This is a genomic window from Pseudomonas sp. XP2 (assembly GCF_053557975.1).
Genome location: NZ_JBNRIK010000011.1, coordinates 159,390 through 178,796, shown reverse-complemented (window position 1 = coordinate 178,796; position 19,407 = coordinate 159,390). Strand labels below are relative to the sequence as shown.

Below are 19,407 nucleotides of genomic sequence, written 5' to 3'. Positions count from 1 at the left end.
GCCTTGTGCTGCGAAGAGGCCGTATGCCCCACAAGATTGTTGTGAGGCATACGGCCTCTTCGCAGCACAAGGCTGCGCCTACACCTATATGTCCCTCTTTATGCCTGCTGGCGATTGGGTTGATAACCAAATCGTAGAAATCAAACTGCCATTATTCAGGAAGGCTTAAACACCTCTTCCTATACTGCCTCTGGACAGTCTGCACAGGGCTGTAGCGCAGACGAGTGAAAACTCGATCATGGGGCAATCAATGGAATGGCTGGGGCTGCAACTGTTCGCCGACCTTCCGGCATTCGGGCACATCGTTATCGATTGCCGCCATGAACCGTTTCTGGTCCTGCTCGCCTACTTCGTTGCCTGCGCGGCTTGCTTCGCGACCCTGGACATGGCCGAGCGCCAGTCCCACAGCGAAGACCCCACTGCCCACCGACAATGGCACATGCTTGGCGCCTGCTGCCTGGCCGGTGGCATCTGGGCCATGCACTTCATCAGCATGCTGGCCTTCCAGGCACCGATAGAGGTGCACTACGACGTTTCCCTGACCATTCTTTCGCTACTCATCGCCCTGGCCGTCGCCTGGGTGACCATGCGCAGCCTCGACCGCAGCCAGATGCGCGTGCAGCACTTCCTGCAAAGCGCCGTACTGATCGGCATGGGCATTATCCTGATGCACTTTGTCGGCATGGCTGCGATGGACACCGGCGCCCAGCAGTATTACCAGACTGGCCTGCTGCTGGCCTCTGCCACCATTGCCCTGCTCACCGGCCTGGCTGCGTTATACCTGGCCCGGTACTTCAGCAATGGCAGCGGCACCCTGCACCAGGCAATGAAGTACGGCGCCAGTCTGCTGATGGCCGGTGGCATCGTCGCCACCCATTTCACCGCGATGTCGGCCATGACCCTGGTGATCCCGCCCGACACCGCGCTGCGCCTGCCCTCCGCCGACAACAGCCTGCAACTGGGGCTGGGCATCGGCTTCATCACCCTGCTGATCAGTGGCGCCAGCATCAGCGCCGCACTGGCCGACAAGAAGCTGCAGAGCAAGGAGCACGATCTGCGCCGGGTCAACGTGCTGCTCAGCCAACTGGACCAGGCCCGTGCATCGCTGCAGCAGGCCGCGCACTACGATGCCCTGACCAACCTGGTCAACCGCCGTGGCTTCAACCAGGTATTCGAAGAGCGCCTGGCCGAACACCACGCCACTGAAAACCGCCTGGCAGTCATGTTCCTCGACATCGACCACTTCAAGCGCATCAACGACAGCCTTGGCCACGACGCTGGAGACGAACTGCTCAAGGTGATCGCCAGCCACATCAAGGCCGCCACCCGCCATCAAGACCTGGTCGCACGCCTGGGCGGCGACGAGTTCTGCGTGGTCACCAGCCTCAGCAACTGCGACGAAGCGCGCCACCTGGCACAACGCATCATGCAACGGATGAAAGAACCCATCGACCTGGGTGGTCGGCGCATGGTCATGACCACCAGTATTGGCATCAGCATCTTCCCCGACGACGGCACCAGCGCCGAAGAACTGCTCAAACATGCCGACCTGGCCCTTTACCAGTCCAAGGACAGTGGGCGTAACGGCCTGCACTTTTTCAACGAAACCCTGAAAAACCAGGCATCCCTCGCCTTGCAACTCGAAGAAGAACTGCGCATCGCCCTGCTCGAAGAACGTGGGTTGTGCGTGCATTACCAACCCATCTTCGACATGCGCAGCGGGCAGGTGGCCAAGCTCGAGGCCCTGGTGCGCTGGCATCACCCGCAGCACGGCTTGCTGGGGCCCGACCGTTTCATCGGCATTGCCGAAGCCAATGGCCTGATCATCGACCTTGACCTCTGGGTAATGCGCCACGCCTGTGCCGACCTGGCACACCTGCACCGCCACGGTTATGGCGATATCAAGGTGACGGTCAATTGCTCGGCAGTAACCTTGAGCCACGACGAGCTGCCCAACGAAGTGGAGAAAGCGCTGTTCCACACAGGGCTCGCACCCCGGCACCTGGAGCTGGAAGTGACCGAAAATGCCCTGATGGGCGATATCCAGCGTACCGTCAACCTGCTCAAGCGCGTTCGTGCCTTGGGCGTGGCGCTGTCAATCGACGACTTCGGCACTGGCTACTCGTCACTGGCCTACCTCAAGCGCCTGCCGCTGGACGTACTGAAGATCGATCGCAGCTTCCTGCAGGATGTGCCGGGCAGCCAGAAGGATCGCGAGATCGTCCAGGCGATAATCGTCATGGCGCATACCCTGCACTTGCAGGTCGTCAGCGAAGGCGTGGAAACCGCCGAACAGCAGGCTTTCCTTCAAGACCATGGCTGTGACTATCTGCAGGGCTACCTGCTGGGCCGCCCGGTACCGCTGGCCGAGCTACGGCCACTACTGGAGCGGCTGCAGCGTCAAAGCCAGGTACTCATCCCTTGTTGCGGTAAAGTTCTACAAGGGTCGCCGGATCTTTTTGCAAGTAACCCTGGCTACCGTGCAGGCGCATCAATTGCGCGGCGAGGCCGCTGAGCGGCGTCGCCGCCCCCTGCTCACGGGAAAACTTCACTGCGCCATCGAGGTCCTTGAGCAGCGTGCGCACGTGCCACTTGATCGGCTCGAAGCGGCTTTCAGCCATTTGCGGCGCAAGGATCTGCAGCGGCTTGGAATCAGCAAAACCACCGGCCAGCGCTTCGGCGATCAGCGTCGCGTCCACCCCGGATTGCTCGGCCAACGCCACCACTTCGGCAATGACCAGGGCATTGCATGCCACGATCATCTGATTGCAGGCCTTGGTCACCTGCCCCGCCCCCACCGCCCCCATGTGCGTCACACGCTGACCCAGCACCTGCAGCACTGGCCGTGCACGTTCCAGGTCGGCCGCTTCACCGCCAACCATGATCGCCAGGGTACCGGCCTCGGCACCTGGCGTGCCGCCGGACACCGGAGCATCCAGCCAGGCCATGCCACACAGTACCGCGAGCTCGGCGGCCATTTCACGGGTGGCGGTGGGTTCCAGGCTGGAGAAATCGATCAGCAACTGGCCGCTGCGCCCACCCTGGGCAATCCCTTGCTCGCCGAACACCACCTCACGCACCACGGCCGTATCGGCCAGGCACAGCAATACCATATCGCTGCCCTGGCACAGTTCGGCAGGGCTGTTGGCCAGGCGCGCGCCGGCGGCGACCAGCGCGGCGCACTTGTCCGGGCTGCGGTTCCACACGGTCAGCGGGTAGCCAGCCGCTAACAGGCGTCGACACATGGGCAGGCCCATCAGGCCGATGCCGGCAAATCCAAGCGAAGGCAATGCAGTGCTCATGAATGACTCCTGACTATTCGAATTGTTTTCCAGGCTGGCCAGAACGGTGGGCATATTACGCATCCCGTAAACTGTTACCGCCACGCCGAATTGTTACTTACCTCTACCCGCCTTGAACGCCTTCGAGCACCAAAACGGAGCTGCTGCGCATTTTTGCGCACCAAAAAAGATCACGCCTCAACCGGACGCTTCACCTGGATCACGATGAACGGCGAAACCACCACCGCCCAGATCTCTGGATCGCGGCTTTGCAGGTCCAGCGCCTGCTCGGCCGACACCGGCCCAACGGTGCCATCACTACGCCACTTGGCGAAGATTTCGCCGCGATTCTCGGCCATTGCCTCGGCAACGGTGATCAGGTCCAAGCTGGGGTCGACCCAAATCAGGTCACCCTTGGCCCAGAAACGCTCCAGCGCTTTCCACTCGATGATTGCTGTCTCGCCAAGCAATTTGGCATAGAGGGTGCTTGTTTGATCAGTCATGGGTGGTATCCGCAAAAATCGGCCAATAAAAAAGGTCGGCATTTTTGCAGAAAAACCCGGTTTCAAATATGTAATTTGGTCGATTGACCCCGAACTTGTGGGGCGGGGTCGCAGATACAGGCAATTTGATGGCGCCTTTTTGTATCTTTCTGTCGAACAAGCGACAACCCAGGAAACAGGCACTTTTTGAACGCTTTTCAAGCGCTCGAACAGCGCTCTACACTGTACCGGTACAGTTCCGGGACATGTTCCGGGGGAAGGTGGGCTTGCGCGTTGGCATGGCCACGCCGCAAATCCCGCCCGGTCTGTAGCCCTGGCCGCCAGGACTATAAGAATTACAACAGAATGAGTGGAGCACTATGATCAAGATTTCCAAGCTGTTCGCCGCAATGGTACTGGCCGGGGTAGCCAGCCATTCGTTTGCCGCCGATACCATCAAGATCGGCATCGCCGGTCCCAAGACGGGTCCTGTGACCCAGTACGGCGACATGCAGTTCATCGGCGCCAAGCAAGCCATCAAGGATATCAACGCCGCGGGCGGCGTCGATGGCAAGATGCTCGAAGCCAAGGAATACGACGACGCATGCGACCCTAAACAGGCCGTGGCAATCGCCAACAAAGTGGTCAACGACGGCGTCAAGTTCGTCATCGGCCACCTGTGCTCCAGCTCTACCCAGCCTGCATCCGACATCTACGAAGACGAAGGCGTGATCATGATCACCCCGGCCGCCACCTCGCCGGAAATCACCGCCCGTGGCTACAAGCTGATCTTCCGCACCATTGGCCTGGACAGCGCCCAGGGCCCGGCCGCCGGCAACTACATCGCCGACCACGTCAAGCCGAAGGTCGTTGCCGTCCTGCACGACAAGCAACAGTACGGTGAAGGCATCGCCACCGCCGTCAAGCAGACCCTGGAAAGCAAGGGTACCAAGGTTGCCGTATTCGAAGGCCTGAACGCGGGTGACAAGGACTTCTCCTCGATCATCCAGAAGCTCAAGCAGAACAATGTCGACTTCGTGTACTACGGCGGCTACCACCCAGAGCTGGGTCTGATCCTGCGCCAGGCACAGGAAAAAGGCCTGAAAGCCAAGTTCATGGGCCCAGAGGGCGTGGGTAACGACTCGATCTCGCAGATCGCCCAGAACGCCTCCGAAGGCCTGCTGGTCACCCTGCCGAAGTCGTTCGATGCCGACCCGGAGAACAAGAAGATCGTCGACGCCATCAAGGCTGACGGCAAGGACCCAAGCGGTCCGTTCGTGTTCCCTGCCTACTCGGCTGTCGAGCTGATCGCACAAGGCATCAAGGCGGCCAAGTCCGAAGATACCGACAAAGTGGCAGCGGCCATCCATGCCGGCTCCTTCAAGACCCCTACCGGCACCCTGTCGTATGACGAGAAAGGCGACCTGAAAGACTTCAAGTTCGTGGTCTACGAATGGCACTTCGGCAAGCCGAAGACCGAAGTCTCCCCTCAGTAACTGCGTGACTAAATAGCTGACTTACGAGCCCACTGTGCGAGCAGTGGGCTTTGTTTTATGAGGTTCATGGGCCCGATCCCCGCGATCCGGGGGCTAGCCCACCTGAAAATCTTAAAACCGTCACCCGCGGTTTCCTGGCATACCCCCGCCAGCGAAATGCAAATCAGGTTTTTAGGAGCGCTGTAATGCCTGAGATCTACCATTTCTTCCAACAACTGGTTAATGGATTGACCATCGGCAGCACCTATGCCTTGATCGCCATCGGCTACACGATGGTGTACGGCATCATTGGCATGATCAACTTCGCTCACGGCGAGGTGTACATGATCGGTTCCTATGTGGCCTTCATCGCCCTCGCGGGCCTGGCCATGATGGGTATCCATTCGCTGCCGATCCTGATGACCGTTGCCTTCGTCGCGACGATCTTCGTCACCAGTGCCTATGGCTACAGTATCGAACGGGTTGCCTACCGCCCCTTGCGCAACAGCAACCGTCTGATCCCGCTGATTTCCGCCATCGGCATGTCGATTTTCCTGCAGAACACCGTCTTGCTTTCGCAAGACTCCAAGGACAAGTCCATCCCCAACCTGATCCCCGGAAGCTTCTCGTTCGGGCCGGGCGGCGCGGAGGAAGTTCTGATCAGCTACATGCAGATCCTGGTGTTCGTGGTCACTCTGGTAGCCATGACCCTGCTCACCCTGTTCATCTCTCGCTCCCGTCTGGGCCGCGCCTGCCGTGCCTGCGCCGAGGACATCAAGATGGCCAACCTGCTGGGCATCAACACCAACAACATCATCGCCCTCACCTTCGTCATCGGTGCCGCCCTGGCCGCCGTAGCGGCCGTGCTGCTGAGCATGCAGTACGGAGTGATCAACCCCAACGCCGGTTTCCTGGTAGGCCTCAAGGCCTTCACCGCGGCGGTGCTGGGTGGCATCGGCAGCATTCCGGGCGCGATGCTCGGCGGGCTGGTGCTGGGCGTGGCCGAAGCGTTTGGCGCCGACATCTTCGGCGACCAGTACAAGGACGTGGTGGCATTCGGCTTGTTGGTGCTTGTCCTGCTATTCCGGCCGACCGGCATCCTGGGCCGCCCGGAGGTTGAAAAAGTATGAACAAAAATCTCAAACAGGCGTTCTTCAGCGCCTTGCTGGTCTGGGCGGTGGCCTTCCCGGTGCTGGGCCTGAAACTGAGCATCGACGGCATCAGCCTGGTCGTGCACAGCCAGGGCTCGTTCACCATCAGCATCATCGCCGTGTGCTCGGTGCTGATGTTCCTGCGCGTGCTGTTCGACAAGCAGTGGAGTTCGGTGATGAACCGCCGCTCGGATCGCAAGCTGATCCCGCCGGCCGTCAGCAATTACCTGACCCTGCCCAAGACCCAGCGCTATGTGATCGTTGGTCTGATCGTTGCGGCACTGGTGTGGCCGTTCTTCGGCTCGCGCGGTGCGGTCGATATCGCCACGCTGATCCTGATCTACGTGTTGCTGGGCCTGGGCCTGAACATCGTGGTCGGCCTGGCGGGCCTGCTCGACCTCGGTTACGTCGGCTTCTACGCCGTCGGCGCCTACAGCTACGCCATGCTCTCGCACTACCTGGGCTGGAGTTTCTGGGTATGTCTGCCGATTGCCGGCCTGATGGCCGCCACCTTCGGCTTCCTGCTTGGCTTCCCGGTGCTGCGCCTGCGCGGTGACTACCTGGCGATCGTGACCCTCGGCTTCGGCGAGATCATCCGCCTGTTCCTGCGCAACCTCACCGACTGGACCGGCGGCCCCAACGGCATCAGCAACATCCCCAAGCCAGAGTTCTTCGGCCTGACCTTCGAACGCCGTGCCGCCGAGGGCATGCAGACCTTCCACGAGTTCTTCGGGCTGGAATACAACTCGATCAACAAGGTCATCTTCCTCTACCTGGTGGCACTGCTGCTGGCCTTGCTGGCACTGTTCGTCATCAACCGCCTGCTGCGCATGCCAATCGGCCGCGCCTGGGAAGCCCTGCGTGAAGACGAGATCGCCTGCCGTGCGCTGGGCCTGAACCCGACCGTGATCAAGCTCTCGGCGTTTACCCTGGGTGCCTGCTTCGCCGGTTTCGCCGGCAGCTTCTTCGCAGCGCGCCAAGGCCTGGTGACACCGGAGTCGTTCACCTTCATCGAGTCGGCAATCATCCTCGCCATCGTCGTGCTTGGCGGCATGGGCTCACAACTGGGCGTGATCCTCGCGGCCATCGTGATGATCCTGCTGCCCGAGCTGATGCGTGAGTTCAGCGAATACCGGATGCTGATGTTCGGTGCGCTGATGGTGTTGATGATGATCTGGCGTCCGCAAGGCCTGCTGCCTATGCAACGTCCACACATGGAGCTGCGTCGATGAGCCGCGAAATTCTGCAAGTCAGCGGCCTGAGCATGCGCTTCGGCGGCTTGTTGGCGGTCAACGGCGTGGCCCTGACCGTCAAGGAAAAACAGGTGGTGGCGCTGATCGGCCCGAACGGCGCCGGCAAGACCACGGTGTTCAACTGCCTGACCGGGTTCTACAAACCCAGCGGCGGCACCATCCTGCTCGATGGCCAGCCGATCCAGGGCCTGGCCGGCCACCAGATCGCCCGCAAGGGCGTGGTGCGCACCTTCCAGAACGTGCGCCTGTTCAAGGACATGACCGCGCTGGAAAACCTGCTGATCGCCCAGCACCGTCACCTGAACACCAACTTCTTCGCCGGCCTGTTCAAGACCCCGAGCTTCCGCCGCAGCGAGAAGGAGGCCATGGAACGCGCGCAGTACTGGCTGGAAAAGGTCAACCTGACCGAATTCGCCAACCGTACCGCCGGCACCCTCGCCTACGGCCAGCAACGCCGCCTGGAAATCGCCCGCTGCATGATGACCCAGCCGCGCATCATCATGCTCGACGAACCTGCGGCGGGCCTGAACCCGAAGGAAACCGAAGACCTCAAGGCACTGATCGCCTACCTGCGTGAGTCGCACAACGTCACCGTGCTGCTGATCGAGCACGACATGAAGCTGGTGATGAGCATTTCCGACCATATCGTGGTGATCAACCAGGGCACCCCCCTGGCCCACGGCACACCGGAAGAGATCCGCGACAACCCTGATGTGATCAAAGCCTACCTGGGGGAAGCGTAAAATGCTGAAGTTCGAAAACGTTTCCACCTTCTACGGCAAGATCCAGGCGCTGCACAGCGTCAACGTGGAGATCAACCAGGGCGAGATCGTCACCCTGATCGGCGCCAACGGCGCCGGCAAGTCGACCTTGCTGATGACCCTGTGCGGCTCGCCCCAGGCGCACAGTGGCAGCATCAAGTACCTGGGCGAAGAGCTGGTCGGGCAGCCGTCCTCGCACATCATGCGCAAGAGCATTGCCGTGGTGCCGGAAGGGCGGCGCGTGTTCGCCCGCCTGACCGTCGAGGAAAACCTGGCCATGGGCGGTTTCTTCACCGACAAGGGCGACTACCAGGAGCAGCTGGACAAGGTGTTGCAACTGTTCCCGCGCCTGAAGGAACGTTACATCCAGCGCGGCGGCACCATGTCCGGTGGCGAGCAACAAATGCTTGCCATTGGCCGTGCGCTGATGAGCAAGCCCAAGCTGCTGCTGCTCGACGAACCTTCACTGGGCCTGGCGCCGATCATCATCCAGCAGATCTTCGACATCATCGAACAGCTGCGCCGTGATGGCGTGACGGTGTTCCTGGTGGAGCAGAATGCCAACCAGGCGCTGAAGATCGCCGACCGCGCGTATGTACTGGAGAACGGTCGGGTGGTGATGCAAGGGACGGGTGAAGCACTGCTGACCGACCCGAAGGTGCGCGACGCGTACCTCGGCGGTTAAATGGGAAAGGGCCTTCGGGCCCTTTTTTATGCCTGCCAGAAATGCATTGCCAGTGCCGGCCCTTTCGCGGGTAAACCCGCTCCCACAGGAAACCCACGGCCTTTGGAAACTGTGCAGTACCTGTGGGAGCGGGTTTACCCGCGAAGGGGCCCGCACGGGTAACCATTAACTTGAGATCCACCGCCGGCCTGAGTAACGTGGCCAGCTCTTTACCAAAGATTCCCGGAGTTCGCCCGATGCGCCTCACCCCCACCCTGCTGCTCACTGCCCTGCTGCCCCTGTTCGCCGGCTGCCAGCTCATGGCTGAAGCGCCAAGCGACCCGAACATCGGCACCACGCGCATGCAGGGCGAACTGCGGGCGGCCGGTGGCCAGCTGCTGTTCAAGCCGTGCAGCGAAAACCGCACGTTCGTGATCAACGACGTCGGCGCTACCGGCATCCTGCAGGAGGCCGCCAACCTCGCCAAGGACGCCAACGACAAGCTGTTCGCCGACGTCCGTGGGCGCCTTACCGGCAGCAAGCAGGCCAACAATGATGGCCAGCTGGAAGTACGCCGCCTGTACCGCCTGGAACCTTCCACCCGCGCCTGCGAAGACCCCAACTTCAAGCAGTTGACCCTGCGCGCCAATGGCCACGAGCCGGACTGGGACATCAAGGCCAGCGGCAAGGGCATGGTCCTCAGCCGAGTCGGGCAGGAGCCCCTGCCCTTGCCGTTCCTTGAAGAGGAAGTACCCGGTGGCGGCTTGACCCTCACCAGCGAAGCCAACGGCCAGCACGTGGAACTGTGGGTCGCGCCGCAGCGCTGCGTAGACAGCGCCACTGGCGCGGTCCACCACCTGCGTGCCGAACTGCGCATCGACGGCAAGACCCTGCAGGGCTGCGGCTACTACGGCGGCGCACGCGACAACTGATCGTCGGGCACTTTTATCCTGCCAGTCGGGGCGGCTAACAGCTTATACTTGGCGGTTTGTGTAAAGCCGCCGGCCGCCCATGGCCGGGATACTGGACCCTGCCATGCTACGAATCACCGAACTCAAGCTGCCCCTGGACCATCCCGACGAAGCGCTGCGTGAAGCCATCGTCCAGCGCCTGGGCATCCGCGACGAGCAACTGCTCAGCTTCAACCTGTTCAAGCGCAGCTACGATGCGCGCAAGAAGAACAGCGAGTTGCTGTTCATCTACACCATCGACCTCGAAGTTAGCAACGAAGCCGAACTGCTCAGCAAGTTCGCCGACGATCACAACATCGGCCCGGCACCGGACGTGACTTACAAATACGTCGGCCACGCCCCGGCCGACATCCAGGAACGCCCTATCGTGGTCGGCTTCGGCCCCTGCGGCATCTTTGCCGGCCTTTTGCTGGCGCAGATGGGCTTCAAGCCGATCATCCTCGAACGTGGCAAGGAAGTGCGCCAGCGCACCAAGGACACCTGGGGCCTGTGGCGCAAAAGCGTGCTCAACCCCGAGTCCAACGTGCAGTTCGGCGAAGGCGGCGCCGGCACCTTCTCTGACGGCAAGCTGTACAGCCAGATCAAGGACCCGCAGCACCACGGCCGCAAAGTGCTGGAAGAGTTCGTCAAGGCCGGTGCGCCGGACGAGATCCTGTACATCAACAAACCGCACATCGGCACCTTCCGCCTCACCGGCATGGTCGAGCAGATGCGCCAAGACATGATCGCCCTCGGCGCAGAAGTGCGCTTCCAGCAGAAGGTCACCGACCTGCTGGTCGAAGACGGTCAGCTGACCGGTGTGGTGCTGGAGAGTGGCGAACAACTGCACTCGCGCCATGTAGTCCTGGCCCTTGGCCACAGTGCCCGCGACACTTTCCGTATGCTGCATGCCAAAGGCGTCTACATGGAAGCCAAGCCGTTCTCGGTCGGCTTCCGTATCGAGCACCCGCAGACGCTGATCGACAAGGCGCGTCTTGGCAAATACGCCGGCCACCCGAAACTCGGCGCCGCCGACTACAAGCTGGTGTACCACGCCAAGAATGGCCGCTCGGTGTACAGTTTCTGCATGTGCCCGGGTGGCACCGTGGTCGCCGCTACCAGCGAGCCGGGCCGCGTGGTGACCAACGGCATGAGCCAGTACTCACGTAACGAGCGCAACGCCAACTCCGGTATCGTCGTCGGCATTGACCCCGAGCGCGACTACCCGGGCGGCCCGCTGGCCGGTATTGAACTGCAAGAGCGTCTGGAAGCCCACGCCTACGTAATGGGCGGCAGCAACTACCAGGCCCCGGCGCAGCTGGTGGGTGACTTTGTCGCCGGCCGGCCATCGACCGCACTGGGCAGTGTCGAGCCATCCTACAAACCGGGCGTGACCCTGGGTGACCTGGCACCAAGCCTGCCGGACTTCGCCATCGAAGCGATCCGAGAGGCCCTGCCAGCGTTCGACCGGCAGATCAAAGGCTACAACCTGCATGATGCAGTGTTGACCGGGATCGAGACGCGTACCTCGTCGCCCCTGCGGATTACCCGGGGTGAGGACTACCAGAGCCTGAACCTGAAAGGCCTGTTCCCGGCGGGTGAAGGCGCCGGGTATGCGGGCGGGATCCTGTCGGCGGGTGTGGACGGTATTCGTATCGCCGAGGCGGTAGCGCGGGACATGCTCGGCCTGTAATTTTGTATCGCCTGCAAGGGCCCTTTCGCGGGCTCGCCCGCTCCCACAGGTACTCCACAGTATTCTGAAACTGTGCAGTACCTGTGGGAGCGGGCCAGCCCGCGAAGAGGCCCTGACAGGGATCAGAAATATCCGACCCAAACACCAGCCTTTCCCTCCCCCCTTTCCTCCCATCTGCATCTAGGCTTCACTCAGCCCAGACAGCAACACCATATAACAAAAACGAATATAGTTTTTGTTTGAAAGCATATCGTCACAGGCTAGGGTGTACGCCCGTACCCTTCGTAAACTGCTCATGGAGAGCCTATAGCCCGTGCGTAGCCTGTTTACCCGATTCTTCCAGCTTGAAGCCGCCAGCGGTCTGCTGCTGATCGCCGCCGCCGTTCTGGCCCTGATCATCAACAACTCACCCCTGTCCTATCTGTACAGCGGCCTGCTCGACGTCCCCGTCGCCGTCCAGGTCGGCGCGCTGAATATCGCCAAGCCTTTGTTGCTGTGGATCAATGACGGCCTGATGGCCCTGTTCTTCCTGCTCATTGGCCTGGAGGTCAAACGCGAGGTGGTCGATGGTCACCTGTCCAAGCCCTCCCAGGTGATCCTGCCCGCCACTGCTGCTGTGGGCGGCATGGTGGTGCCGGCGCTCATCTACTGGTTCATCAACCGTGACAACCCGGCGGCCGTGGCCGGCTGGGCGATCCCCACCGCCACCGACATCGCCTTCGCCCTCGGCGTGCTGGCCCTGTTGGGCAAACGCGTACCGGTTTCGCTCAAGCTGTTCCTGATGACCCTGGCGATCATTGACGACCTTGGTGCAATCATCGTCATCGCCCTTTTCTACTCAGGCACCTTGTCGAGCGTATCGCTGCTGCTGGCAGCGGCCTGCCTGGTGGTGCTGATCGCGATGAACCGGCTTGGGGTGGTCAAGCTTGGGCCGTACATGATCGTTGGCCTGATCCTGTGGGTCTGCGTACTCAAGAGCGGCGTGCACGCCACGCTGGCCGGTGTCGCCCTGGCCTTGTGTATCCCGCTGCGTACACGCAACGCCGAGACTTCGCCGCTATTGTCCCTTGAGCATGCCCTGCACCCTTGGGTTGCCTATGCGATCCTGCCGCTGTTTGCCTTCGCCAATGCTGGCGTCTCACTGGCAGGCATGACCGTGGAAAGCTTCACCCACCCGGTGCCGATGGGCATTGCGATTGGCCTGCTGATGGGCAAGACCGTGGGCGTTTTCGGCCTGACTTGGGTAGCGGTCAAGCTGCGCCTGGCAGCGCTGCCTGCGGGTGCTGGCTGGGGGCAGATACTGGGGGTGGCGATACTCTGCGGTATTGGCTTCACCATGAGCCTGTTTGTTGGCTCACTCGCCTTTGCCCCGGGCAGCAGTGATTACGCGGGCATGGATCGCATGGGGATCCTTACCGGCTCGTTCTTCGCCGCAGTGATCGGCTACGCCGTTACCGCCCTGGCCAGCCGAAAAACCAGTGCTGGTTGACTTGGCTGAGGCATAAAAAAACCCCGACTGGCAGCCGCCATGTCGGGGTTTTCTTTTGCTGCGCTACGGTCAGTGCGAGACGCGGCTGGTACCGTCAACTGTCATGATGCGCACACGGTCGCCGACGCGGAAAATTTCATTCTCCTGCACGGCCTGCACATAGGCACGCATGCTGCCATCGTCCTCACGCACGGTGATTTCGACGCCTTGGGTACGTGTCAGGCCTTCCTCTGCAGCGGAACCCGCCAGGCCACCGGCCACGGCACCGATCACGGCAGCAACGATGCTGCCACGGCCGCCGCCCACGGCGCTGCCGGCCACGCCACCGACGATGGCGCCAGCGCCACCGCCGATCGGGGTCTTGGTACCCTCGATCTTGACCGGGCGCAGGGATTCGATGGTGCCCATGCGCACGGTTTGCACGCGGCGGGCTTCATCACGGGAGTAGCTGTCACCGGTCAGGCTCGAGGCACAGCCCCCCAGCAGCAACGACATGGTGGTAAAAGTCGCCACCAGCAAAGCGGATTTACGCATGGGTAAAGTCTCCATAATTCAGGTGCTCATTAGACGCTGCACGTTGACGGCTGTCACGGTACAAACGTAATAAAATTGGTTTCATTCAGCCGGGGTACAGCCTGGGCGGTTGTGCCATAGGCTCTTCAATTGAGACCAAGGATAGCCATGGATTACTTCATCGTCGTGGTCACCACCGTTGCGGGGCTTTATTTCCACGGGTGGCTATACGTGCGTATGCGCCGCTGGATGGACCGTGACCTGGCGTTGTCGCTGGCGGGGGCTGACCCTGAAAAGCGTGAGTACATGCTGGAAAGGTTGGCGCAGGCGCGGCAGGAGAAGGTGGGGCGCAAGCAACTGGCAGAGTGGTTGGAGCGGGAGGCGGCGGGGTATCCGGGGTAGTCTGATGGATCACTGGGGCCGCTTTGCGGCCCCAAATGCTCAGGGTGCCAGCCGCTCGCGCAGCCATTGCCCATCCACCAGCCGGTAGTTCAACCGGTCATGCAGGCGGCTCGCCCGCCCCTGCCAGAACTCGATGCGCTCAGGCAACAGGCGATACCCACCCCAATGTTCAGGGCAGTGCGGCTGGGTGTCGGAGAAGCGCGCTTCAGTGGCCTTGACCAAACCTTCCAGCTCTTCACGACCGGCAATCACCCGGCTTTGCGGCGAGGCCCAGGCCCCCAGGCGGCTGCCCAGCGGGCGCACCTGGTAGTAGTCGTCCGACTCCTTGGCGGTGACCTTTTCCACTCGCCCTTCGATACGCACCTGGCGCTCCAGCGCCGGCCAGAAGAACGTCATGGCGGCAAAGGGGTTGGCTTGCAGTTGCTGGCCCTTGGCGCTTTCGTAGTTGGTGAAGAAAGTGAAACCCTGCTCGTCGAGCCCCTTCAGCAGCAGTACACGGCAATGCGGGCGGCCTTCGCCGTCCACAGTGGCCAGGGTCATGGCGTTGGCTTCCACGGGTACCTGCTCGGTTTTCACCGCATCGGCAAACCACTGGTGGAACAGGGCAAACGGCTCCCCCGGTGCCTGGGCTTCTGCCAGGCCATCACGGGTGTAGTCGCGGCGCATATCGGCCAGGGATTGGGTCATTGCTGCGTTCCTTGACGATCAGTTGGTCTTCGCAGGGCTGTTGGCAGCTACTTTCTTGTCAGCGGTAGCTTTCTTGGCGACTGGCTTGGCCGGCGCGGCTTTCTTCTTGGCCGTGGTCTTGGCAGGGGCCTTGGCCTTGGCGACGGGTTTCTTCGCCGCAGGCTTCTTTGCTGCTGGCTTGCTGTCGACGGCCTTGGCGGCAGGAGCCTTGGCATCTTGCACCGCAACCATTGAGGCAGGTGCAGGTGCCGGAGTGGCCTGCTGGTACTTGGCCAGCAGCGCGACCATGGTGTTCTGCGGGGTCAACAGCATTTCCACGCGGCGGTTCAGGGCACGGCCCTCGGGGCTGTCGTTGGCGGCACGTGGCATGACCGAGCCCATGCCCTTGAGGGTCAGGCGGTCACGCTGCAAGCCGCTGAGGCGGAAGATGGCCGACACCGAGGCGGCGCGCTCCAGGCTGAGTTTCTGGTTGGCAGCGCTAGCACCGCTGGTGTCGGCATGGCCCAGTACCAGCACGGCAGTCTTGGGGTCACCTTCGACAGTCTTGGCCACGCGGGTGATCGGACCAAGGGTCATTGGCAGCAGCATGTTCGGGCGATCGGGGTTATACGAGCTGTCCACCGGCAGGGTGACCGCCAGCACATTGTCGCGGCGCTCCAGTTCCAGCTTGCTGTCCTTGATGGCTTCGCGCAGCTTGGGCTCGTACTCGTCCAGCCAGGCCTGGGTGGCCTTCTGGTCGATCTTCGGCACAACCGGCCCTTTGGCTTGCTTGTCATCACCGCCGAACGGCCACCACCAGCGGCTGGCACTATCGGACTTGGCATCAGCCTTGGCCACGTTTTCAGTGACGGCTGCCTTCACTTCCTGCTCGGCGACCTTGTCCGAACCAAAAGGCCACCAGCTGGAGCCACCTTCCTTGGAGCCGTCCGGGGAATGACTGGCGCAGCCGGTAACGGCGGTCAGGCACAGGGCGAGTGCTAAGGTTTTATGTGAAGACATCAGCGATACACCATGAAATTGAAAGATATTTTGCCAACACACTTGAGGCGTTGGCATTGAGGATAGTCAAAGGGGTGGGGCAATACCCGCATTACCCGATCAAAGGCAGTCGGCAAGGACACGTACCAGATTCTGTGCTCGGGGATCCATGAGCACATACGGGCCGAGGGTATTGACCACGAAACCGAAGGCCACGTCATGCTCCGGGTCGGCAAAACCAACCGAGCCACCGGCCCCTGGGTGGCCGAAGGCACGGGCACCCAGGCCAAAGGTGGCATTGGATACGTCGGGCTGGTCGAGCATGCAGCCCAGGCCAAAGCGGGTCTGGGTGAGCAAGGTGCGGTCCTGTCCGATGCTGTGCTCGCGGGTCAGTTCATCAAGCAGTTCGGATTCGAGCAGGCTGCCGTCCAGCAACCCGGCATAGAAACCCGCCAGGCTGCGGGCATTGCCATGGCCATTGGCCGCTGGCTGTTGCATACGCCGCCATTCCGGTTTGTTGGTGCTGGTCAGGATCGCCGGCGGGTTGGTGAAAGCACGGGTCGACAGCGCCTCGGGTTCGCGCATCGTCACCTGCAGCAGGCGCTGCGCTGCGGCATCCCCTTGGTTGCCTTTGCCCCGGGCGATATGCGCCACGCGGTAGAACTCCTCATCTGCCAGGCCAACATGAAAGTCCAACCCCAACGGGCGAGCGGTACGGGCCACGATCGAGTCGCCAGGGCCCCGGCCATCGGCGCGGCGAATCAGCTCGCCGATCAGCCAGCCGTAGGTGATGGCGGCATAACCGTGCTCGCGACCCGGCGTCCACCATGGCGTTTCAGCCGCCAGGGCATTGACCATCGTCCCCCATTCATACAGGGCTTCGGCCGGCAACAACTCACGGATGGCCGGCAACCCGGCGCGGTGGCTGAGCAGCTGGCGCAAGGTGATCGACTGTTTACCAGCCTGGGCGAACTCGGGCCAGTAGTTGGCCACAGGGGCATCGAGGGCCAACTTGCCCTCGCCCACCAGTTGCAGGGCGGTGACGGCGGTGAACGTTTTGGTACAGGAGAACAGGTTGGCGATGGTGTCGCTGTGCCAGGCCTGCTGGCCATCCTTGTCGGCACTGCCGGCCCACAGGTCGACGACGGTTTCGCCACCGACCTGGATGCACAGCGCAGCGCCACGCTCCTGGGGATCTTCGAACAGCGCGGCAAAGGCTTCGCGCACGGCTTCGAACTTCAGCTCATAGTGACCCTGGATCTGCACCCGCTGTACTCCGTACGACCATGTCCAAAAAAGGTGTGCATTGTTTCAGTAGTTAGGTGTTTTGCAAACTGGCTTGGGCCAAATGGTCGCGACGAACGGTAGCTTGTGCTCAGGGCGCCTGTTTTTCCAGCTGGGTGCGCAATTGGCCCATCGCCTGCAGGTTGCCCTTGCGTACGGCGTCGACAAAACCCGGGTACGGCACATCGGTGATCGCCACCAGCCCAAGGTGGCCGTTCTCGCCGTCAAGTAGCCGACCACTGGCTGGCTGGTCGAGGTACTGGAACCAGTGCGCGCCAACGATCATCGGCTGCGCCAGGGCCGCCTTGAGGAAGTTGCCATAGGCCGGACCGCGGTCTTCTTCCCGCGCCAGCTCCAGCGGCCCCGGCCAGAATGGCCCGCGATCACGCGAGCCGAACTGGAACTCGGACACCAGCACCGGCTTGTCCAGTTCGGCCAGGCGGGCGAAATCGTAGCCGTCCTGTGGCTTGAGGGTATAGAAGTTGAAGCTGAGCACATCGCAGAACTCGGCACAGGCCTTGACCGCCTCCGGCGTGCTGACCGCATAGCGACCACCGAGCAGCAGGTGATTGGGGGCGTGCCACTTCAGTGAGTCGGCAATGGTCTTGAAGTAGGTCTCGGCGAACACTTGCTGGAAGTGCTGGTAGTCGCGCTCGATTTCCGGATGTTCCGGGTCGGGCAGCGGTGCTTCGAAGCCCGGGTCTTCCATGAGTTCCCAGGCGGCCAGTTCGATGCCCCAGGCCTTGGACAGCCCTTGCTGGTTACGGTACTTGTCGCGCAGCTGCTTGAGGAAGGCGCGCTTGGCCGGTACATCGGTGGTCAGGCGCAAAGTGCCGTAGGCCAGGCCATACCGTGCTTTAGGGTCGCTGCCGGGGGCAGCCCAGGCCAGTTCATTGTCGGCGAAGTAGCCGATCAGCCAAGGGTCGTCACGGTGATCTCGGGCAGCAATGGCCACTGCGCGCTCGGTGGCCATGGCAAAACGCGGGTCGAACGGGTCGGGCATGCTGCCCCACCAGTCCATGCCAGTGCTGATGCTGGCGTAATCACCCACGATCGACAGCGGCAAGGTGTAGGGCATACGTTTGGCCTGGCCCAGAGCGGGCTCGCTCCAGTTGCCGACCGTGTTGAAACCCCAGGCCTGCAAACGGTCGAGCGCATGCGTTTGCCAGCGGGCAGCGTCCAGTACCTGTGGCGGGCAATTAACGGGCTGCCCTTCAGCGGCCGGCGGGCAGGGTTTGCCGTAGGTACGTTGCAGGTTGGCGGCATAGAAATCGAACCAACGCCCTTGCTTGAAGTTGCGCCCTTGAGACGAGGCATTGCCATCGTCGTTGTTGCCTTCGCCGTAGAATGCGGCCAGCGCATCGCCCTCGCCCGGCAACGCCTTGAACATGCCTTCACGGCCGGCGACGTAGGTACGCCCGCCGTCTGCGGCGACGGCATTCACCCCCAGGGAATAGAACGGGTGGCCCTCCGGCGTTACCAGGTACCAGCGCCCATCACGCTTTTCGGTGCGAAAAAAACCTTTGGCCTCGAACGCCGGCCCGGCCAGCAGCCCGCCATAGCCGTCCAGTTGCTGCCTGCCCCGCTCAGCCAGCCAGCCCTTGAGCTGCTGCTGTTCACGCGTATCGGCCGCCTTGAGCTGCTCGTCATTGGCAACCTTCTCGGGCCAATTGCCGCGAGTGGACTGGCCGTAGGCATCGATCAGATCCTGGTACGCCGCCTTGTAGGCCAGGTCGTCATCCTGGATCCCCACCCGCTCGATCAGCAGGCTCTGCGCCACCTTGGGGTTGGGGATGCTCAGGCTGACCGAGGCCACCTGTTTGAGGTCCACCGCGCCAGCGCTGCTGGTCAGCAGCAAGCGCTGGCCGCCATGGCTCCACGGCATGGGCGGGCCGGCGCGCATGCCCTGGCTCAGCGGCGAGGTGGCCGTCAGCGGCACCATCACGGTTTGCGCGGGACCGGCCGGCAGGTCAATCCGGCTGGTCAATGTGCCGCCATCGCTGCCTTGCACCGTGACATCCACTGTCAGCGCCCAGTCCATACCACTCTGCAGGCGCAAGGTGAGGAACTGCCCGGCGGACCAGTCCCACGCCCCACCTTGCGGGCTCAGCCGCAGGGTCGGCCGCTCGGCCGGGTTGAACACCACACGCCGCAACACCTCGCCTTCGGCCGTCTGCTCGGCGTTGTACTGGGGCATGCCGGCATCCTCGGTTGCCACATTGACCACCGAGGCCGGGCGCACGAAGCTGAACAGCGTCTGCTGCCCAGCCAGCAAGGGCGAGCTGAACAGCAGGGCGAAAACGGCGGGCAGGGTGAGGCGGACCATAAGGCTGGGGCTCTCCTT

The 19,407-nt window shown here is 62.2% G+C and carries 17 protein-coding genes; 10 read left to right on the top strand and 7 right to left on the bottom strand.

Annotation, left to right across the window (positions count from 1 at the left end; translation table 11 throughout):
• Positions 1-250 precede the first annotated feature (250 nt).
• Positions 251-2,515, top strand: coding sequence for a putative bifunctional diguanylate cyclase/phosphodiesterase (locus tag ACK1VC_RS14615; protein WP_016488721.1), 2,265 nt, complete (start codon positions 251-253; stop codon positions 2,513-2,515).
• Here the strand turns inward: ACK1VC_RS14615 and ACK1VC_RS14610 are convergent.
• Together ACK1VC_RS14610 and ACK1VC_RS14605 are read right to left on the bottom strand one after the other, a co-directional pair.
• The gene (locus tag ACK1VC_RS14610) at positions 2,415-3,302 is read right to left on the bottom strand and encodes an NAD(P)-dependent oxidoreductase (RefSeq protein WP_023048581.1); all 888 of its coding nucleotides are present in this window, start codon (positions 3,300-3,302) and stop codon (positions 2,415-2,417) included. The two genes, ACK1VC_RS14615 and ACK1VC_RS14610, sit on opposite strands and share 101 nt — an antisense overlap.
• A gap of 170 nt (positions 3,303-3,472) precedes the next feature.
• A complete protein-coding gene (locus ACK1VC_RS14605; RefSeq protein ID WP_016488723.1) occupies positions 3,473-3,784 on the bottom strand; it encodes a DUF2288 domain-containing protein in 312 nt (103 codons plus the stop codon).
• A 359-nt stretch (positions 3,785-4,143) separates the two neighbouring features.
• Between ACK1VC_RS14605 and ACK1VC_RS14600 the strand changes: the two genes are divergently transcribed.
• The 8 genes from ACK1VC_RS14600 to nhaA all read left to right on the top strand — a co-directional run bounded on the left by ACK1VC_RS14600 (position 4,144) and on the right by nhaA (position 13,199).
• The gene (locus tag ACK1VC_RS14600; RefSeq protein ID WP_060520058.1) at positions 4,144-5,259 is read left to right on the top strand and encodes a branched-chain amino acid ABC transporter substrate-binding protein; all 1,116 of its coding nucleotides are present in this window, start codon (positions 4,144-4,146) and stop codon (positions 5,257-5,259) included.
• A gap of 185 nt (positions 5,260-5,444) precedes the next feature.
• Positions 5,445-6,368 (top strand): high-affinity branched-chain amino acid ABC transporter permease LivH, encoded by a 924-nt coding sequence (livH, locus tag ACK1VC_RS14595; protein ID WP_008097482.1) that lies wholly within the window; start codon positions 5,445-5,447, stop codon positions 6,366-6,368.
• Positions 6,365-7,621, top strand: coding sequence for a high-affinity branched-chain amino acid ABC transporter permease LivM (locus ACK1VC_RS14590; protein WP_016488726.1), 1,257 nt, complete (start codon positions 6,365-6,367; stop codon positions 7,619-7,621). Before livH ends, ACK1VC_RS14590 begins: the two co-directional genes overlap by 4 nt.
• A complete protein-coding gene (gene livG, locus ACK1VC_RS14585) occupies positions 7,618-8,385 on the top strand; it encodes a high-affinity branched-chain amino acid ABC transporter ATP-binding protein LivG (protein WP_016488727.1) in 768 nt (255 codons plus the stop codon). Before ACK1VC_RS14590 ends, livG begins: the two co-directional genes overlap by 4 nt.
• 1 nt (position 8,386) lies before the next feature.
• Positions 8,387-9,088 carry an ABC transporter ATP-binding protein gene (locus tag ACK1VC_RS14580; RefSeq protein ID WP_003254879.1) on the top strand — a complete coding sequence of 234 codons (702 nt, stop codon included), beginning with the start codon at positions 8,387-8,389 and terminating at the stop codon, positions 9,086-9,088.
• Between the two features lie 236 nt (positions 9,089-9,324).
• Positions 9,325-9,999, top strand: a complete 675-nt coding sequence (locus tag ACK1VC_RS14575) for a COG3650 family protein (protein WP_102688893.1) — start codon at positions 9,325-9,327, stop codon at positions 9,997-9,999.
• Positions 10,000-10,102: 103 nt separating this feature from the next.
• Entirely contained in the window at positions 10,103-11,710 is a 1,608-nt protein-coding gene (locus tag ACK1VC_RS14570) for an NAD(P)/FAD-dependent oxidoreductase (protein WP_191086899.1), read from the top strand.
• A 313-nt stretch (positions 11,711-12,023) separates the two neighbouring features.
• A complete protein-coding gene (nhaA, locus tag ACK1VC_RS14565; RefSeq protein ID WP_060520052.1) occupies positions 12,024-13,199 on the top strand; it encodes a Na+/H+ antiporter NhaA in 1,176 nt (391 codons plus the stop codon).
• 69 nt (positions 13,200-13,268) lie between these two features.
• Here nhaA and ACK1VC_RS14560 read toward each other — a convergent pair whose 3' ends face one another.
• Positions 13,269-13,733, bottom strand: a complete 465-nt coding sequence (locus tag ACK1VC_RS14560; protein WP_009684613.1) for an outer membrane lipoprotein — start codon at positions 13,731-13,733, stop codon at positions 13,269-13,271.
• Positions 13,734-13,880: 147 nt separating this feature from the next.
• On the opposite strand from ACK1VC_RS14560, the gene ACK1VC_RS14555 reads away from it, so the two are divergent.
• The gene (locus ACK1VC_RS14555) at positions 13,881-14,114 is read left to right on the top strand and encodes a hypothetical protein (RefSeq protein ID WP_016488731.1); all 234 of its coding nucleotides are present in this window, start codon (positions 13,881-13,883) and stop codon (positions 14,112-14,114) included.
• A 39-nt stretch (positions 14,115-14,153) separates the two neighbouring features.
• On the opposite strand, the gene pdxH is transcribed toward ACK1VC_RS14555, so the two are convergent.
• From pdxH to ACK1VC_RS14535, 4 genes are all read right to left on the bottom strand, one after another.
• Positions 14,154-14,801 carry a pyridoxamine 5'-phosphate oxidase gene (gene pdxH / locus ACK1VC_RS14550; RefSeq protein WP_016488732.1) on the bottom strand — a complete coding sequence of 216 codons (648 nt, stop codon included), beginning with the start codon at positions 14,799-14,801 and terminating at the stop codon, positions 14,154-14,156.
• An 18-nt stretch (positions 14,802-14,819) separates the two neighbouring features.
• Positions 14,820-15,800: an OmpA family protein gene (locus tag ACK1VC_RS14545; protein ID WP_060520048.1), complete on the bottom strand. Its 981-nt coding sequence runs from the start codon at positions 15,798-15,800 to the stop codon at positions 14,820-14,822.
• A 99-nt stretch (positions 15,801-15,899) separates the two neighbouring features.
• On the bottom strand, positions 15,900-17,045 hold the full coding sequence (locus tag ACK1VC_RS14540; protein WP_095115960.1) for a serine hydrolase domain-containing protein: 1,146 nt from the start codon (positions 17,043-17,045) through the stop codon (positions 15,900-15,902).
• A 109-nt stretch (positions 17,046-17,154) separates the two neighbouring features.
• On the bottom strand, positions 17,155-19,389 hold the full coding sequence (locus ACK1VC_RS14535; protein WP_191086900.1) for a beta-galactosidase: 2,235 nt from the start codon (positions 19,387-19,389) through the stop codon (positions 17,155-17,157).
• Positions 19,390-19,407: the final 18 nt, after the last annotated feature.

Excerpts from the sequence above, each read along its gene's own strand:
- ACK1VC_RS14580 (WP_003254879.1), top strand. The coding sequence starts at position 8,387 with ATGCTGAAGTTCGAAAACGTTTCCACCTTCTACGGCAAGATCCAGGCG.
- ACK1VC_RS14590 (WP_016488726.1), top strand. The coding sequence starts at position 6,365 with ATGAACAAAAATCTCAAACAGGCGTTCTTCAGCGCCTTGCTGGTCTGG.
- ACK1VC_RS14560 (WP_009684613.1), bottom strand. The coding sequence starts at position 13,733 with ATGCGTAAATCCGCTTTGCTGGTGGCGACTTTTACCACCATGTCGTTG.
- ACK1VC_RS14555 (WP_016488731.1), top strand. The coding sequence starts at position 13,881 with ATGGATTACTTCATCGTCGTGGTCACCACCGTTGCGGGGCTTTATTTC.
- ACK1VC_RS14575 (WP_102688893.1), top strand. The coding sequence starts at position 9,325 with ATGCGCCTCACCCCCACCCTGCTGCTCACTGCCCTGCTGCCCCTGTTC.
- ACK1VC_RS14545 (WP_060520048.1), bottom strand. The coding sequence starts at position 15,800 with ATGTCTTCACATAAAACCTTAGCACTCGCCCTGTGCCTGACCGCCGTT.
- ACK1VC_RS14535 (WP_191086900.1), bottom strand. The coding sequence starts at position 19,389 with ATGGTCCGCCTCACCCTGCCCGCCGTTTTCGCCCTGCTGTTCAGCTCG.
- ACK1VC_RS14605 (WP_016488723.1), bottom strand. The coding sequence starts at position 3,784 with ATGACTGATCAAACAAGCACCCTCTATGCCAAATTGCTTGGCGAGACA.
- livH (WP_008097482.1), top strand. The coding sequence starts at position 5,445 with ATGCCTGAGATCTACCATTTCTTCCAACAACTGGTTAATGGATTGACC.
- ACK1VC_RS14610 (WP_023048581.1), bottom strand. The coding sequence starts at position 3,302 with ATGAGCACTGCATTGCCTTCGCTTGGATTTGCCGGCATCGGCCTGATG.
- ACK1VC_RS14615 (WP_016488721.1), top strand. The coding sequence starts at position 251 with ATGGAATGGCTGGGGCTGCAACTGTTCGCCGACCTTCCGGCATTCGGG.
- livG (WP_016488727.1), top strand. The coding sequence starts at position 7,618 with ATGAGCCGCGAAATTCTGCAAGTCAGCGGCCTGAGCATGCGCTTCGGC.
- ACK1VC_RS14570 (WP_191086899.1), top strand. The coding sequence starts at position 10,103 with ATGCTACGAATCACCGAACTCAAGCTGCCCCTGGACCATCCCGACGAA.
- pdxH (WP_016488732.1), bottom strand. The coding sequence starts at position 14,801 with ATGACCCAATCCCTGGCCGATATGCGCCGCGACTACACCCGTGATGGC.
- ACK1VC_RS14600 (WP_060520058.1), top strand. The coding sequence starts at position 4,144 with ATGATCAAGATTTCCAAGCTGTTCGCCGCAATGGTACTGGCCGGGGTA.